The 16,868-nt window shown below is 50.2% G+C and carries 11 protein-coding genes and 1 pseudogene; 4 read left to right on the forward strand and 8 right to left on the reverse strand.

What is annotated here, in order from left to right:
• Positions 1–34: 34 nt before the first annotated feature.
• Entirely contained in the window at positions 35–1,258 is a 1,224-nt protein-coding gene (locus HDCHBGLK_RS01750) for a 6-phosphofructokinase (protein ID WP_004605898.1), read from the forward strand.
• Positions 1,259–1,694: 436 nt separating this feature from the next.
• Here HDCHBGLK_RS01750 and HDCHBGLK_RS01755 read toward each other — a convergent pair whose 3' ends face one another.
• The gene (locus tag HDCHBGLK_RS01755; RefSeq protein ID WP_004605900.1) at positions 1,695–3,572 is read right to left on the reverse strand and encodes a PEP/pyruvate-binding domain-containing protein; all 1,878 of its coding nucleotides are present in this window, start codon (positions 3,570–3,572) and stop codon (positions 1,695–1,697) included.
• A gap of 136 nt (positions 3,573–3,708) precedes the next feature.
• On the opposite strand from HDCHBGLK_RS01755, the gene HDCHBGLK_RS01760 reads away from it, so the two are divergent.
• The 3 genes from HDCHBGLK_RS01760 (at position 3,709) to HDCHBGLK_RS01770 (ending at position 7,372) form a co-directional block, all read left to right on the forward strand.
• A complete protein-coding gene (locus tag HDCHBGLK_RS01760) occupies positions 3,709–4,965 on the forward strand; it encodes an aminotransferase class I/II-fold pyridoxal phosphate-dependent enzyme (RefSeq protein ID WP_004605901.1) in 1,257 nt (418 codons plus the stop codon).
• Positions 4,966–4,991: 26 nt separating this feature from the next.
• Positions 4,992–6,254 (forward strand): Glu/Leu/Phe/Val family dehydrogenase, encoded by a 1,263-nt coding sequence (locus HDCHBGLK_RS01765; protein ID WP_004605902.1) that lies wholly within the window; start codon positions 4,992–4,994, stop codon positions 6,252–6,254.
• A gap of 170 nt (positions 6,255–6,424) precedes the next feature.
• Positions 6,425–7,372 (forward strand): LysR family transcriptional regulator, encoded by a 948-nt coding sequence (locus HDCHBGLK_RS01770; RefSeq protein ID WP_004605903.1) that lies wholly within the window; start codon positions 6,425–6,427, stop codon positions 7,370–7,372.
• A 261-nt stretch (positions 7,373–7,633) separates the two neighbouring features.
• Here HDCHBGLK_RS01770 and HDCHBGLK_RS01775 read toward each other — a convergent pair whose 3' ends face one another.
• The 7 genes and pseudogenes from HDCHBGLK_RS01775 to glpK form a co-directional block, all read right to left on the reverse strand.
• A complete protein-coding gene (locus HDCHBGLK_RS01775) occupies positions 7,634–9,415 on the reverse strand; it encodes an Ig-like domain-containing protein (protein ID WP_004605905.1) in 1,782 nt (593 codons plus the stop codon).
• Positions 9,400–10,932, reverse strand: coding sequence for a serine/threonine-protein kinase (locus HDCHBGLK_RS01780; protein WP_009248843.1), 1,533 nt, complete (start codon positions 10,930–10,932; stop codon positions 9,400–9,402). Before HDCHBGLK_RS01780 ends, HDCHBGLK_RS01775 begins: the two co-directional genes overlap by 16 nt.
• A 256-nt stretch (positions 10,933–11,188) precedes the next feature.
• Positions 11,189–12,436: a 6-phosphofructokinase gene (locus HDCHBGLK_RS01785; protein WP_004605908.1), complete on the reverse strand. Its 1,248-nt coding sequence runs from the start codon at positions 12,434–12,436 to the stop codon at positions 11,189–11,191.
• Positions 12,437–12,516: 80 nt separating this feature from the next.
• Positions 12,517–12,873 carry a DUF1667 domain-containing protein gene (locus HDCHBGLK_RS01790; RefSeq protein ID WP_004605909.1) on the reverse strand — a complete coding sequence of 119 codons (357 nt, stop codon included), beginning with the start codon at positions 12,871–12,873 and terminating at the stop codon, positions 12,517–12,519.
• 19 nt (positions 12,874–12,892) lie between these two features.
• A pseudogene (locus HDCHBGLK_RS01795) lies at positions 12,893–13,870 on the reverse strand (NAD(P)/FAD-dependent oxidoreductase); the annotation flags it as partial.
• Positions 13,871–13,883: 13 nt separating this feature from the next.
• The gene (locus HDCHBGLK_RS01800; RefSeq protein WP_004605911.1) at positions 13,884–15,317 is read right to left on the reverse strand and encodes an NAD(P)/FAD-dependent oxidoreductase; all 1,434 of its coding nucleotides are present in this window, start codon (positions 15,315–15,317) and stop codon (positions 13,884–13,886) included.
• A 3-nt stretch (positions 15,318–15,320) separates the two neighbouring features.
• Positions 15,321–16,820: a glycerol kinase GlpK gene (glpK, locus tag HDCHBGLK_RS01805; RefSeq protein ID WP_009248846.1), complete on the reverse strand. Its 1,500-nt coding sequence runs from the start codon at positions 16,818–16,820 to the stop codon at positions 15,321–15,323.
• Positions 16,821–16,868 lie beyond the last annotated feature (48 nt).

Here is a 16,868-nt window from a genome sequence, read left to right on the forward strand (position 1 = left end):
GTATTTGGTATAGGAAGAACTAGGAGGAATTCATATGACAAAAAATATTATCGTCGGACAATCGGGCGGGCCTACCGCCGTAATCAATGGAAGCCTGTACGGAGTCGTTGCAGAAGGACTTAAGCATCCTGACCGTATCGGCCGCGTATATGGAATGATCAACGGAATCGAGGGATTCCTTCAGGGACATATGATGGACATCGGCTCTTTAGACCAGACAAACGAACTGGAAATGGTACGCACCACGCCAGGCGCATATCTCGGCTCCTGCCGCTACAAACTGCCGGAAAGCCTGGAGGATGCGGTGTATCCACAGCTTTTCCAGAAATTTGAGGAGCTTGGCATCGGCTATTTCTTCTATATCGGGGGAAACGATTCCATGGATACGGTCAGCAAACTGTCCCGCTACGCCCAGACTATCGGCAGCGATATCCGCTTCATTGGCGTGCCAAAGACCATCGACAATGACCTGGTAGAGACGGATCATACGCCGGGATACGGAAGCGCCGCCAAATACGTTGCCACCGTAGTAAGGGAGATTTCTGCTGACGCCACCGTCTATGACAACAAGCAGTCTGTAACCATCGTGGAGATCATGGGACGCCATGCCGGATGGCTAACCGCCGCCAGCATTCTTGCCCGCAAATTCGAGGGGGACAACCCTGTGCTCATCTATGTGCCGGAGGTTGCCTTTGACCAAGAGGCATTTATCGCCAAGGTAACTGAATCCTTGAAGCATACGCCCAATCTGGTCGTCTGCATCTCAGAGGGAATCCATGACGAGGATGGCACTTTTATCTGCGAATACTCCAGCGAAGTAGGAACCGATACCTTCGGGCACAAGATGCTGACTGGCTCCGGCAAATATCTGGAGAACCTTGTCAAGGAGCGGCTGGGCGTCAAGGTCCGCTCTATAGAACTAAATGTATGCCAGCGCTGTTCCTGCGCCCACTTGTCCAGAGTCGATCTTGACGAGTCAGAGAATGCCGGCATATTTGCCGTGCTGTCCGCCCTTGCAGGAGAGACCGGCAAGATGATCAACTTCATCCGTAACAAAAGCGTTCCTTATGAACTGTCGTATGGCACTGCCGATGTCAACATCATCTGCAACCAGGAGAAGACCGTGCCTTTGGAGTGGATCATTGCGGACGGTTCCGACATCAGCAATGAATTCATCGACTATGTGCGCCCGCTGACCCAAGGATTTGTAGAACTGCCTACCAAGAACGGAATACCGCTTTTCGCTTATAGAAAATAGACTGGTATAAGAAGCCCCATGCCATCGTATCCTGATCGTGGCATGGGGCTCTTTTACGCTAAGGCTCCGTGCTGGCATTTACGGGATTCTGCTTTTCTATTATCTTTCCTACCACCGCCGCGGTTGTCTCTGGGATCCCCGCATATTGTTCATAGTTTGTTCACTTATCTTTCAAAAAACCTTCATTTCTTTAACATCGTTTCTTCATAGGTCTGCTTTATACTGAATTTATCAGATGAAGAACAAGACATCTGAACATTAGATAAGACCATTGACCAATAGTAAAATACTATTTTTGAATAAACTTTTTCATAATACATGCCGGGGATTGAGGAATCAATCACCCGGCATCCTCCCTTTTATAAGGATCTCTATCGCCACCTTCCCTATTTCATAAGATAAAGAAGCCCCGCCACCTGTTAACGGCAGTTTTAATTTACCTGGGAATCAAAGGCGCGGCAAGCCAGCACACTGCCCTTCCCTTTTTTGAATCCAGCAGAAGCTGGGCATTACAGTCTGACACATCATAAGCTTTAATTATCCCTCCCAGTTCCTCATTTTCGGGAAATAGTTCCGGGAATATATTCGGATGCTGCTTCAGCAGCCGGGGCTGATAGCATCTGGTCTTGCTGTTCTCGTTGATCGCACCGTAATATACGTCAGCCTCCACAAGATCCTGGAACATATGGCTTCCATAAGACAGTTCCGGATGATATCCCACTTCGCTGTACGCTACCTCGCAGATGGCGCAGAATGCACTGATGTTGGCATATACTACCGGAACTCCCAGTTCCGGCGATGAAGTTCCGATACGCCCCGGAACCAGAAGCATCATCTTCTTATCTGTCTCTTCATAGTGGCGGTTGATCTCATCAATCTTCTGTGCCACGTGGAATTTCTTAGCATAAGGATATTCGTAATATTTCCTGGGATCCACCCATACGATAATATCCAGTTTCTCCATCTTGGAGCGGCGCATGGAAGTACGGCGCACGTCGAAGAGGAACTCCTTAACTTTCTCTTCCGGAATGTGGATTTTCTCTGATATGCTGGCCTGAAGAGGCCTGCACTGCAGAAGATTCAGCTCCCACTCTCCTTTTGCCATGCTGTTTACCGCAAATTCAACGTCCACCGGCCTTCCGTATACTTCCTGCAGCATGCCAAGGATATCCTTTACCATCTGGATAAAGAGGTCGTTATTCACCATCCCCTGGCAGTCGGCAAACAATACCTGCTTATACTTTCCTCTCTGGGCCAACAGTTCTTCGGCTTCCGTATCATGGCTTAGCACCAGTTTCTTCTGCCACCCGGGAAGTTCGTCTATCACTTCTTCCAATCGTTTCGTGCACAGGGAATTGGATGCATAATCCATCACGTCTACATTCCGCTGGGAATATTTGTGCCGTTCAGCCACCGTTGTTCGAAGATTGGCCTGCGCCCGGTCAAGGCCTACCAACCTCGGATAATCTCCCGGCGTACGCTCTACCGCGCGCGTGCCAAGGCCCATGACCATCCTTATCATTCCCGCGTCCGGATTCATGTTCTCCATCCATTTATAAGGATTATAGGAGCACCCCATGCCCGCTGCCACGGGCATATAGAAACTGTCGTACCTCTGCCCTGCCACCTTCTGTATCAGCAGCGCCATCTGCTCGTCCACATCCAGCAGCCCCCAGCGCCTCCGGTACTCGATGGCCGAGGGATTCATGGTGCTTGCATAGACGCTTCGTACGGCATTCATCAGATCGGAGAGCCTCTCTTCCTCGCTTCCCTGGTTGATGCAGAAGATGGATTCATATTTGCCGGAAAAGGCGTTGCCGAATCCATCCTCCAGGAAACTGCTGGATCTGACGATGATCGGCGTATCCCCGTAATGCCGTACCACTTTGAGAAGTTCTTCCTGTATGGCTTCGGAAAAACTGCCGTTCCGGATACGGCTTTGCAGTTCATCCGCCTCTTGGAACTTCTCTTTTTCCTTCATATGGCGTCTTCTTAACTCCATACAGTCATTCTCTTCCAGATAATGATAGAATACATCCGAGCCCACAAAATAGGAATCGTGCGGCTCCATATAATCCATGTATTGAGGCATCCTCGCCTGGATCAGTTTTCTCGCAAGAAGAAGCCCGCACGCTTTCCCCCCGATCCGGCCTCCTCCAATCCGGCGCTGCGCCACCTTATAGTAGTCTTCAGGGCCAAAGTTTTCCACGATCAGGCGTTCCATCTCAAGCCCCGTACTCATCAGATCATTGCATATATATTTGCTCTCTTTCGCTGTCAGGCTCTCCCTGCTTCTGATCTCTTCCCAGTTCATATGCCTGTACCTCCTGTTCTTATGAGATAATCAAATGCCTATACCTCTTATACATATATAGGTATTTGTTTTTATCATACCATTTTATCTATAATGAAATCAAGAAAACAAAGCACCCAAAGGAGGAAAGGGAAGCATGAACCAACCAGTAAACAGCGCCGATGCCCTTGACGAGTTAAAACTACAGTACGAACAAGCCAAGACCAAAAAATTAAACCTGAATATGTCCAGGGGGAAGCCTGCGCCTTCCCAGCTTGATCTAAGCAACGGATTGCTTAAAACCATGGACACTTACATCACCGCCGATGGCACGGATGCCCGCAATTACGGCATCGGGGATGGCATCCCGGAGTGCAAGAAGCTTTTCGCCGATCTTCTGGGCCTTCAGCCTCAGCAAATTATCATGGGCGGAAATTCCAGCCTGAGCATGATGTTCGACACCCTGGCATCCATGTGCCTGTTCGGCACCGGCGGCAGCACCCCATGGCATTATTACAGATTCCAGGGCACGCCCGTCAAGTTCCTGTGTCCCGCGCCAGGCTACGACCGCCACTTCAGGATCTGTCAGGAACTTGGGATCGGGATGATTCCGGTACCGCTAACTTCGGAGGGGCCGGACATGGAGATGGTTGCGTCGCTTGCAAAGAAGGATCCCTTGATCAAAGGCATCTGGTGTGTGCCTCTTCATTCCAATCCGGAAGGCATCTGCTACAGCGACCAGGTGGTAGATCAGCTGGCATCTATGGAAACCGCTGCCGACGACTTCCGCATCTTCTGGGACAATGCCTATGGCATCCACCACATCTACGAGAAGGTGGAACTTATGAATATCCTGGAAGCCTGTGAAAGGCATCACCATCCAGACCGGGCATATTATTTCTTCTCTACATCCAAGATTACATTTCCTGGAACCGGACTTGCGCTGATTGCATCCAATTCCTCAAATGTAGCAGAGATAAAGCGGCATATGTCCGCACAGATCATCAGTTATGACAAGATCAACCAGCTGCGGCATGTACAGTACTTTCAGACACCGGAAAACATTCTGTCCCATATGGACCGGCTGGCACAGGAGTTAAGGCCCAAATTCGATCTGGTACTATCCAAACTGGAAAACCAGTTTGGAGGAACAGGACTGGCTTCCTGGAGCACCCCGAAGGGCGGATACTTCATCTCCCTTTATACCCCGCCCGGCTGTGCCAAAAGAACGGTGGCGCTTGCCAAGGAAGCCGGAGTCACTCTGACGGATGCCGGGGCAACCTATCCTTACGGAAAGGATGAAGCAGACAGGAATATCCGTATCGCGCCGTCCTATCCAACGCTTGAGGAACTGGACGCGGCCATGGACATATTTATCTTATGTATTAAAATAGCAGCATTGGAAAATAAATAAACCAATATAACAGGAGGAAATCTAATATGAGCAAGACATATAACCCTTATGATAACGTATTAAAAGTCGTATCCGAAGCAGCCGGCATCCTAGGCTATTCAGACAGTGACATTGAAGCATTGAAATACCCGGAAAGAGAACTGAAGGTTGCGATTCCGGTGCGTATGGATGATGGAAGCACGAAGGTATTCGAAGGCTACCGTATCCAGCACTCCACTTCCCGCGGACCTGCCAAAGGAGGAATCCGCTTCCATCCGGATGTCAATCCGGATGAAGTAAGGGCTCTGGCAGCATGGATGACGTTCAAGTGCGCGGTCGTCAATATCCCTTACGGTGGCGGAAAAGGCGGCGTTGTCTGCGATCCCGGCAAACTGTCTGAAGATGAGATTCGTGCAATCACCCGCAGATTCACGGCCGCTATCGCGCCTCTGATCGGACCGGAACAGGATATTCCTGCTCCTGACGTAGGAACAAACGCAGCTGTTATGGGATGGATGATGGACACCTACAGCATGCTCAAAGGCCACTGCGTTCACGGAGTTGTTACAGGCAAGCCGATCGAACTTGGCGGAGCGCTTGGAAGAAGCGAGGCTACCGGGCGCGGCGTTATGTTCACCGTCAAGAATGTACTGAAGAAAAAAGGAATTCCTGCACAAGGCACCATCGTGGCTATTCAGGGAATGGGAAATGTCGGCAGCGTGACAGCCAAACTTCTTTATCAGGGAGGATTGAAAGTCGTTGCGGTCAGCGACGTATCCGGAGGCCTCTATAAGAAAGAAGGCCTCTGCATCCCGCAGATACTCGAATACCTGTCCAAAGACCGGAAGAACCTGCTGTCCGGATATCAGGAGGAAGGCATCACGCGCATTAGCAACGCTGAACTTCTGGAACTGGATGTAAAACTTCTGATCCCCGCTGCCCTGGAAAACCAGATCAATCTCTCCAACGCCAAAAAGATAAAGGCGGATATCATTATCGAAGCCGCGAATGGCCCGACTGCTTCCGAAGCAGATGATATCCTGAAGAAAAAGAATATCATGGTTGTTCCTGACATCCTTTCAAACGCAGGCGGCGTCGTGGTATCCTACTTTGAATGGGTACAGAACATCCAGTCTGTCAACTGGACAGAAGAAACCGTCAACGAGAAACTCAAAGACATCATGGATTCCGCCTTTGACGCCGTATGGAACATTGCGGAATCAAACAACGCCACCTTGCGGACCGGCGCTTACCTGATCGCTGTGAAACGAGTGGTAGATGCCAAGAAAGCGAGGGCTATCTGGCCATAAAATACACCCTTCTCGCTAAGCAAGGGGCCTGTCAAGCGCAGGCCCCTCGCATCATATATTCATTCCCTTCAAGTCTGGCAAGACATATGCCTGATTTGTCAGCCTGGTCTTTTACGAGTTTACAAATCATGGTACAATATGAATAGGTAGAAACAGGGAGGATATCTGAGATGTTTAATTCTATGAACTATGTGTATGAAGTGTACAAAGAGCGGAGTTTTTCCAAGGCTGCGGCAAACCTGTATATCAGCCAGCCATCCTTAAGCGCCACCGTCAAGAAGGTGGAAGAGCGCATAGGCTCGCCAATCTTTGACCGCAGCGTAAGCCCGATACAGTTGACGGAATGCGGCCGGCATTATATCAAGGCCGTCGAAGAGATCATGGATACCCAGAGCCGGTTCGCGAATTATCTCAATGACCTGAATGAACTGAAGACAGGCCAGATCGCAATCGGAGGAAGCAATCTATTCGCTTCCTATATCCTTCCCCCGGTAATCACCTGCTTCACCAAGAAGTATCCTCTGGTAAAGGTACATCTGGTGGAGGCGAATACGCCTCAGCTGGTGGATCTGCTGTTCCGAGGAACACTGGATATGGTCATTGATAATTCCTCATTCCCGGATGCGATCTACCATCATCACCTATATACCCAGGAAACACTTCTCCTGGCTGTGCCCGCGTCTTTTGCTTCCAATGAAAAGGCTGCTTCTTATCGCCTTACGATCCAGGATGTGCTGGATCGCAGGCATGTGAAAGAAGAAACGCCCTGCGTTCCGCTTTCCCTATTCGAGGATGATCCTTTCATTCTCCTTCGTTCCGGCAACGATACCAGATCCCGGGCTGAAAAGATCTGTCAGGTTCAGTCATTTTCGCCCAACATTATCCTGAAACTGGATCAGCAGGTCACCGCTTTCCATATCTGCTGCTATGGAATGGGTGTTACATTTGTCAGCGATCTGCTTCTTGCCCACATTCCTAATGGAGAGGACTGCTACTATTACAAGCTGGATGCAGACTATGCCGGTCGCAGCATCTATTTCTACCACAAAGAGACACGGTACGTGACAAGGGCCATGGAAGAATTTTTAAAAATCGCTTCCAACGGCGTTACCACATAAAGAAATGCCAGATCATATAACTTTGATCTGGCATTTCTTTATCTCTTTTTTTAAGCCACTGTTCCTCATCGGAATATGGAATAATTGGAAGATAGATGTAGGAAGCGTGGATGCTGTCTACGAATATCTTATATTCAATATCCTGGCTGTTTGGCAGCCGAACCATCCAGTGATATGGATTCGCGTATGGTCTTTATCGATCTCCTCCTTCATCAAATAAGTGATTTCTTTTAAAGACAGTCCCATCTCCTTCAGACCGGATTATCGCAAGAAAAAGCCGTTCTTTTTCCTCTTTTTATAGTATATTAACACTGTAATTGCCAAAAAAAGGATAAAAATCATGCATATTATTGGCCATTTTTTGGGGGCTTCATCCTTCCTCTCCTTATCATCTGCCCTCAGTTTCTTTTCTATCGGCTTTACCAGCCTTTGAAATACCGTTTCCTTTGGCGACACCTGGAACTGTATATGGCCGACAGCCTGATTGCCCGCATAGTCGGATGCCTTGACCTCGATCTCATAATTCTTTAAATCCTGTACCGTAAACTGGTAAATCCTGCTCCTTTTATTCGTCTTCTGCACCTCCCCGTTAATCTTTATCTCATCAATCTGATCCTCCTGATCTTCGAGGGTTACCTGAAAAGTCTTCTCTTCCTCGTAGTCCTTCCCGTCTTCCACGTCCTGAAACACTACCTGGGGAGGGGTATGGTCGATGACAAATCTGGCCTTCGCTGTACCTGTGTTGCCAGCGGCGTCAATAGCCTTGACTTCCAGGGTATGCCGTCCTTCTTCCAGGACCTCCTGCCCCATGGGATAGATTCTTCCATCCAAAAGTATGGTGTATGTATAACTGGTAAAGTCCCGAATCCATTCGCTGGCAGGATAATTCCAGCAGAAACGTTTCAGGTACTGGTTATCCAGACGGTCTACATAGCTTATTAACGGACTCTTCGTATCAATGATGAACCGAGCCGCCTTCCCTGCCTCATATCCGGCCTTGTCCGTGCAGGACAGGCTCAACTGATAGATGCCGTCATCAGCCAGTACCTGTCTGGCACATTTCCCGGATTCTGTATCCGACCATTCCGATACCGGAATCTCTCTGGCATTTCCTTGCGGGTCTTCCCGGCGGACCCATGCCCTCATATCTTCAATTACATTTTCCTCCTCTACAAGGTATCTTACCACCACAGGCTGGCTGGTAATCATGTAATCTTCTATCCCCTCTATCCTGGCCTTTGGCGGCAGCCGGTCAATGAAAAGGCCGCAAGAACGGCTGGCCGTATTCCCCGCACGATCCCTTGCCGTTACCGTAATCTTCACAGCATTTCCTTTGGCGGATGCACAAGCAACCTGGAAGGCGGCTGGCAGTTCCTTGCTCCTTCCCACCCTGGAATTGCCAGAAGCGCAAACCACCTCTTCAATCTGGCTTCCCAACTCCCCGTCCTCTCCTGTTACCGTTATTGATACCGCCTCCTGATACCATGCCTCAAATCCCCGGGGCGCCCCAATCCAAATAGCAGGCGCCTGCGTATCAATAAGGAAATCCTTATCCAGGCTATACTCCTCCACCTGCTTCCCTTCTCCATCTTCCATCCAGATCGACAGTCTGTTGATTCCTTCCTTAAACTGCTCCCCTTCTATCCTGGCCGCACCGTCTTTCTGTGCCAGTTCCCCTTCCCTCGTCTGTCCTTCGCTGTCGGCAAATTTGTATTTTGTAACTCCCGCCTCGCTCACATGCGTAATCTCAACTTCCGGCTTCGTAATATAGTATCCATTTTCCCCATCTTCCGGCGGAATGGATACCTGAAAGCACTCGATAGGCTCCTCCGGAGTCTCTGGCTCTTCCGGAACCTGCGGATCTTCTGGCTGTTCTAATGCCCCGGGGGTATTCGACGCCTTCGATGTTCTCGTTTTTGACAATCCCGATTTTGACGTCCCTGCTGCCTTTGGGACTTCCGCATGCAGAATTGACGACTGCTGCCAGTATATCATTCCTAATACGATGACCAATGCTAAAATACTCTTTAATTTCCTATCCATACTTCTTCCCCTTCCACTCGAATCTCATATTCCTTCTGCAACTTCTGAAACTCTTCTTTCTCAAGAATCTCTGGCATCCTGCCAATATATTCCCGGATCGTCTGGACGCACAGTTCCCGGCTGATGGCTGTATCCTTGCACAAAAGCCGGATATGCAGGATTCCCAGATCCTTTGAATCTTCCAGTTCCCCGACGCCCTTTATACAGGTATTAAGCGCCATCTCCTTCTGCCCGCATGCCTCATAGAGGACTGCCATCTTCTTGTATACTTCTTCCCGTTTCTTCTCCTCTGACTCTAATTCCAATATCTCTTCCCAGACATGCGCCGCCTCCTCAAACGCGTCCGTCTGCTCATAGGCGCTTGCCATATACTCTTTTACTTCCTTTACCTCCCGGTCGTCCAAGCCTTCCCGTCCAAGCCATTCTTCTCCCAGCCTCAGAATATTTCCTGCCCCGTCTTTGGATTCCAAGAGACTGTAACCCTTGATCAGACATAGATCACAACGATCTTTTTGATCTTTCGGCGCCTCCTTTTCTAGTTCGAGAAGATGCTTCTTCAAGTCCCGGCGTACTCCCGCGGCTTCCCCAGCGCCTCCGCCTCCATCCAGCGCTTTTACGATGGCTTCCATGTGTTTGGCCGGTGCATAGTCATCCGATATGAGCGCAAGATATTCAAGGCTCTTTTTATAATCTTTCAGTTCCAGGAAGTAAGCCATTGCAAGTTCCAGATATGCTTCTTCGTCCGCTGCCTCTTGATCGTCCGTGTCTTTATTGACCGTGCCCTCATTGACCGCGCTTTTATTTATTGATTTCTTTTCTGCCATTTCTGTTGCGGGTTCGTGGGATTCTTCCGGCTTGTACCCTCCCCAGAGCACCGTTGTTGCAACCGCGGCAGATAGAATGGCAGTTCCGGCTACAGCCAGGATTTTTCTTGCTTTTGGATGGGATTCTTTTCTTTTTCTGTAAGATGGGATTTGTCTACGAATGTCAGATATGTCTTGATAGGAATGTTTCGATGTGTCTTTCAGACACCTTGATATAATCTTATGGAACCTTGCCTCTTCCCGCCTTTTAAGCGGCGGTTCGGGATCTGCCTCCGACAATATATACTGGATCGTCCTTCCAAGCCCGTAGATGTCCAGTCGGACGCTTGCCTTCTGGTAATAGGCCTGTTGCCGCGGAAGGAAATGCTCCCTGATTACCCTTCTCTGCATAAATCTTAACTGCTCTTCATTGGACTTGGCATCCATGTCCAGAAAATGCAGCTGGCCTTCCTGCGTCACTATGATGCTGTAAGGGTTCACATACCGATAGCAGGGATTACCCCGGCATCTGTGAATCAGTCCCAATTGCCTGGTAATATCCTGAATCCACTCTAGAAGTCTTTCCTTAGACAGATTCGGATGGTATCTGAGCCAGACAGCTAAAGTGCACCCTTTTACATACTCCGAACTAATATAGCAGGATTGTCCATGCTCAATCAGGCGCAATACATCATAACCTTCTTTTGATGACAATTACATCACCTCTTTTTCTTGCCTTTTCCTTTGTCTTTTTGTAGGGAATTAAATTGATACGTCAGATATAAAAGATTCTTTTGAATAATTAGAGTAATACATATATTACTTGATTCCGTAAAAAAATACAAGTGTTTTTGGGAAAATTTGGGGAGTTGTGAACGCAGGGGGGCCGGGCGGGGGATGACGGGATGCCAGCCCGCACCCCGCCTCCCTTGGCCGTCCTCTAAAACCATCTAAATATTACCCAAGGTTCCTACTTATGACTCAGTTCCTTCGGCGTATACAAGTGCCGCGGAATACCATCTACCATAACCGGAGATACGTCTCCTTGAATCAAAGGTCTGACATAAGATATAAACTCGCTCGTCACATACGTGCCTTCCTTGTTCACCCAATCTCTTGGAACAAGTTTCTCATCATTTGCAATCTTATGCACGTCTTTTACTTCTGTTCCGCACTGGTACGGATCATCGGACAGTCTCTGGAGAACCACCATCTTGCCGGAATCTCCTTCATCTGCTGCCTTTACGGCCGCGCCGCCTACCTGGTATGCTTCCAGGATGTCCACTCTGGAAGCGGCATGGGATGCGGAACGCTGCAGCGTGCTGAGTTCGATCGCGCGGGTCTTGCAGCCGATCTCTCCTGCAATAAAGCTTGCAAGGTATGATGCGGTTCCGGACAGCTGCTTATGGCCGAATGCGTCCACGAAGTCAATGCTGTTGCCCAGTTCGCATACATAAGTGCCATCATCGGTACGGATTCCTTCGGATACCGCAACTACGATGGACGTCTTCTTCTCCAATAATTTCCTTACCTTATCGCCGAATTTCTTAAGGTCAAATGGAATCTCCGGCAGATAGATCAGATCCGGCCCCTCGCAGTCCTCGCCTTCTGACAGCGCTGTGGCTCCTGTCAGCCATCCTGCATTACGTCCCATAACCTCTACGATCGTAACGATGCCTTTTTCATATTCCAGGCAGAATCCGTCACGGATAATCTCTTTCATGGACGTGCCGATGTATTTGGCTGCGCTTCCATATCCAGGCGTATGGTCTGTCAGCGCCAGGTCATTGTCGATTGTCTTCGGGCATCCGATGAATCTGGTTGGATGTCCTGTGATGATCGCATAGTCGGATAACTTCTTGATGGTGTCCATGGAATCATTTCCACCGATGTAGATGAACGCTTCAATATCCAATTTGTCAAGTATGGCAAATATCTTGTCATATACATCGCGATTCTCATGAATCTCCGGAAGTTTATATCGGCATGATCCCAAGAAAGCGGCTGGCGTTCTTTTCAATAATTCTGCATCCAGCTCTGTCTTGATGTGGTCTGCCAGGTCAATATATTTTTCCTCTAATAACCCCTGTACGCCATGAAGCATTCCATATACCTTCTTCGCTCCACGGTCCTTTGCTGTACGGTAGACTCCTGCAAGGCTTGAATTGATAGCTGCTGTGGGTCCGCCGGATTGTCCTACGATAACATTTCTTTCCATAAACTAGTTCCCTTCCTTCCTTGAATTGCTGTAGATATTACTATTTTAGTATATTTCAACATAATTGTCCACAAAAACTCTTATTTTTTATGCACATTTACCGTTGCTACCACATCTATACCGGTTCCGGCCACATTCTGCGCTACGATATCTCCTATCTGTACCGGCGCCTTGACCGTAATATTCTTCAATGCCTGCATGCAATCCATGATCCGGCCTTTGGGAATCTCTCTTTCCGTCTTAACCGACACCCTGGGAAGTTCCCCTCCCTCCACCTCAAGCGTCGTTGTTACCGTCCTGGTCGGGCTTAAAACCTCTTTCTGGGCATAGACATACCCCCTCATGCAGCGATTTCCCGACACATCCGACACCTCATCCTCGTCTACAAGGACCTCCAGCTGGCAGCCGTTGGGACATACGATGCATGTCATCTTCATTTTCTCCACCTCATACTGCCTCCTTTACATAATCTGCTGCATGCTTTCCTGCCTCCGCAGCCTCCTGAGACACATGGTCCGCCAGGTCATGCACATGGAGCACGTTTCCACACGCAAATACGCCTGCCACCGTAGTCTGCAGCCGTTCATCCACCACGGGTCCATGGGTCTTTTCATCCATTCTGGCCCCCAGTCCCCTGGTCAGCTCGTTCTCCGGAATCAGGCCTACCGACAGCAGCAGGGTGTCGCAGCGATACGCTTCCTGTGTTCCCGGGACGGGTTCCTTGTTTTCATCTACCTGCGCCAGCGTTACCCCTTCAATATGGTCTTTTCCCTTGATATCGATCACCGTATGGTTCAATTTCAGTGGAATCCCGTAATCCTCCAGGCACTGGACGATATTCCGGGTGAGGCCGCCGGACTTCGGCATAATCTCGGCCACCACCTTTACCGTGGCCCCTTCCAAAGTCATGCGCCTGGCCATGATAAGGCCAATATCTCCCGAGCCCAGGATCACGATCTCTTTGCCCGGCATATAGCCTTCCATATTCACCAGCCGCTGGGCTGTCCCGGCCGTATAGATTCCTGCCGGGCGAAAGCCTGGGACATTAAGGGCTCCTCTGGGGCGCTCCCGGCACCCCATTGCCAGGATGACCGCTCTGGCGCGAAGCATCGTCATTCCCTTTTCTCTGCTCATGGCTGTCACGATCTTCCATCCGTCTTCCTGCGCAACGTCTACCACCATTGTATTCAACCGATATGATATCTTCTGCTCCAGCACCTGCCGGATATAACGCCATGCATACTCCGGGCCGGTCAGTTCCTCCTTAAATGTATGGAGGCCGAATCCGTTATGGATGCACTGGTTCAATATACCGCCTAATTCCTTGTCCCTCTCTAGGATCAAAAGGCGCTCGATTCCCTGATGCCTGGCATTCAGGGCTGCCGCCAGGCCTGCCGGCCCGCCGCCGATAATCACGATGTCGTATTCTTCCATGCCTTTTGCCTCCCTATAATTCCTCTTTGTCCCGGCCCTTAAGCATCCAGGACTCGTCAGATGCTTTCCTCACTTCCAGCAGATCCGTATTCCATTCCCGTGCCAGAATCTCCATGACCTTTGGAGAGCAGAAGCCGCTCTGGCACCGTCCCATGCCCGCACGGGTCCTTCGCTTGATCCCGTCCATGGTCCTGGCTCCCAGAGGCCTGTGGATCGCGTCTATGATCTCGCCTTCCGATATCATCTCGCATCGGCAGATAATATTGCCATAGGCCGGATATTTCCGAATCCATGCGTCCCTCTTTTCAATGGACATCTGACCGGGGCGCACGATTCCTTCCCGCCTTGCTATATAGTCCTTATTCTCGGGAAGTTTCAGCCGTTCTTCTACCATGCCTGCCACCAATTCGCCAATTGCCAGGCAGCTAGACAATCCCGGGGACGCGATCCCCGCACAGTCATAGAACCCTTCCTCTGCCTCCCCTATGATAAAGTCCCCATCCTTTTCATGGGCCCGCAAGCCCGCAAAGGATGTAATCACCTGATTCAAGGGGATATCTTTTACTGCCCGGCCACACTGTTCCTTAATCTTTTTAAACCCTTCCCTGGTGGTCTGGATGCCTTCCTTATCCTGGATATCCAAAGCCGTAGGCCCTACCAGCAGATTGCCGTGGACGGTAGGCGTAACCAGCACGCCCTTGCCGTAGGACCCCGGCAGCGTAAATATGGTTCTTGAGACATGGCCTCCTGCTGCCTTGTCAAGAAGCATATACTCTCCCTTCCTTGGAACAATCTCCATAAGAGGCGAACAGGCCAGATTGTGGATCTGATCAGCATAGACGCCAGCGGCATTCACAACCGTCCTTCCTTCATAAGACTGGCCGGATTCTGTGTGCACCTCATAGCCTCCCGGCAGCCTGCGTATCCGATCCACTTTTGCATGAAAGATGAATGCTACGCCGTTCATGCAGGCATTCTCCGCCAGCGCGATGTTCAATTCAAACGGGCATACGATGCCTCCGGTGGGCGCATAAAGCGCCGCTACGGCCGTATCGGAAAGATGGGGCTCCATCTGCCTTAATTCGGGTCCGGATACGATCCTCAGTCCCAGAACACCGTTTGCAATGCCATTCTCATAGAGGCGCTTAAGTTCCGGCATCTGCTTTTCGTCTGTGCAGACCACCAAAGACCCATTCCGTATGAATGGAATATCCAGTTCTTCCGATGCCTTATCCATCATCGCGTTTCCTCGCACATTCAGCCTTGCCTTCATAGTCCCCTGCCTTGCGTCATGCCCTGCATGGACGATGCCGCTGTTGGCTTTGGACGTTCCTGTGCAGACATCCTCGCTGCGTTCTAGCACACAGATCTTCCCACGATATTTTGCCAGTTCCCTCGCAATGGCACAGCCGGAGACCCCGGCCCCGATTATCACTACGTCATACATGCTCTACTCCTCGTCCTTTGCCCAGTCAAATGCATATTTTACCGCCTTGTTCCAGCCCTTTATCCTTTTCCTTCGTTCGTCTTCCCCAATCTTCGGCTCAAAAGTCCGGTCAATCGCCCAGTTCTTTATGACTTCTTCCTTGCTCTTCCAGCATCCTACTGCCAGGCCCGCTAAATAGGCTGCCCCCATGGCCGTAGTCTCAATGCAGCTGGGCCTCTTCACCGGCGCGTCCATGATGTCCGCCTGAGTCTGCATCAGGAAATTATTGGCGCTGGCGCCGCCATCCACCTTCAGGGAACTTAAGGAAATTCCTGAATCCGCCTCCATAGCCTTCAGCACGTCGTATACCTGATAGGCCAGAGATTCCAGCGTTGCCCGGATAATGTGGTATTTATTCACGCCCCTTGTGATTCCTACAATGGTTCCTCTCGCATACTGGTCCCAGTGCGGCGCGCCAAGTCCGGTAAATGCCGGCACCACATAGCATCCATTGGTATCCTTTACTTTCTGCGCCATATACTCTGAGTCCGGCGAAGAATCTATCAGGCGCAGTTCGTCCCTGAGCCACTGGATTGCCGCTCCCGCAACGAATATGGAGCCTTCCAGCGCATAATATACCTTGCCATCCAGCCCCCAGGCAATGGTGGTTACCAGACCGTTATTCGAGAACACCGGCTTCTCCCCGGTATTCATCAGCAGGAAGCAGCCCGTTCCATATGTATTCTTTGCCTCCCCCGCCTGAAAACAGGTCTGGCCGAACAGGGCAGACTGCTGGTCGCCGGCCGCCCCGGCAATCGGGATAGGGCCGCCGAAGTAAGAAGGGTCCGCCTCCCCGTAGACGCAGCTGGACTCCTTCACCTGGGGCAGCATGGAGGCAGGGATATCCAGCAGTTCCAGAATCTCCTGATCCCATTCCAGAGTATTGATATTAAAGAGCAACGTCCTTGATGCATTGGAGTAGTCGGTTACGTGCACCCTTCCCTTAGTCAGTTTCCAGATCAGCCATGTCTCCACCGTTCCAAATAAAAGTTCACCCCGCTGCGCCCTTTCTCTTGCTCCTTCTACATGATCCAGTATCCACTTGATCTTCGTCCCGGAAAAATAGGCGTCAATGATCAGTCCTGTCTTCTGCCTGAAAAACTCCGTAAGGCCCTTGTCTTTCAACGAATCGCAGAACTGGGCCGTCCTCCTGCACTGCCATACGATCGCATGATATACGGGCTCTCCTGTATTCTTATCCCATACGATCACCGTCTCTCTCTGATTCGTGATGCCGATTGCGGCAACATCCTTGGAATCAACGCCGATCTTATTCATCGCCTCAACCGCTACCCCCAGCTGGGTGGACCATATCTCGTCCGCATCATGCTCCACCCATCCTGGTTCCGGAAAATACTGGGTAAATTCCTTCTGTGCCACGCTGCATATCTCTCCCTTTTCATTGAATAGTATACAGCGGTTGCTTGTGGTCCCGGCATCCAATGCCATAATGTATCTTGCCATATCCTTCACCTCTCTTAGCACTTCTTGTAAGTTACTATCCATTGTACC

The sequence above is a fragment of the [Clostridium] scindens ATCC 35704 genome (genome assembly GCF_004295125.1).
Lineage (GTDB): Bacteria > Bacillota > Clostridia > Lachnospirales > Lachnospiraceae > Clostridium_AP > Clostridium_AP scindens.

Excerpts from the sequence above, each read along its gene's own strand:
- HDCHBGLK_RS01750 (WP_004605898.1), top strand. The coding sequence starts at position 35 with ATGACAAAAAATATTATCGTCGGACAATCGGGCGGGCCTACCGCCGTA.
- HDCHBGLK_RS01755 (WP_004605900.1), bottom strand. The coding sequence starts at position 3,572 with ATGAACTGGGAAGAGATCAGAAGCAGGGAGAGCCTGACAGCGAAAGAG.
- HDCHBGLK_RS01760 (WP_004605901.1), top strand. The coding sequence starts at position 3,709 with ATGAACCAACCAGTAAACAGCGCCGATGCCCTTGACGAGTTAAAACTA.
- HDCHBGLK_RS01765 (WP_004605902.1), top strand. The coding sequence starts at position 4,992 with ATGAGCAAGACATATAACCCTTATGATAACGTATTAAAAGTCGTATCC.
- HDCHBGLK_RS01770 (WP_004605903.1), top strand. The coding sequence starts at position 6,425 with ATGTTTAATTCTATGAACTATGTGTATGAAGTGTACAAAGAGCGGAGT.
- HDCHBGLK_RS01775 (WP_004605905.1), bottom strand. The coding sequence starts at position 9,415 with ATGGATAGGAAATTAAAGAGTATTTTAGCATTGGTCATCGTATTAGGA.
- HDCHBGLK_RS01785 (WP_004605908.1), bottom strand. The coding sequence starts at position 12,436 with ATGGAAAGAAATGTTATCGTAGGACAATCCGGCGGACCCACAGCAGCT.
- HDCHBGLK_RS01790 (WP_004605909.1), bottom strand. The coding sequence starts at position 12,873 with ATGAAGATGACATGCATCGTATGTCCCAACGGCTGCCAGCTGGAGGTC.
- HDCHBGLK_RS01800 (WP_004605911.1), bottom strand. The coding sequence starts at position 15,317 with ATGTATGACGTAGTGATAATCGGGGCCGGGGTCTCCGGCTGTGCCATT.
- glpK (WP_009248846.1), bottom strand. The coding sequence starts at position 16,820 with ATGGCAAGATACATTATGGCATTGGATGCCGGGACCACAAGCAACCGC.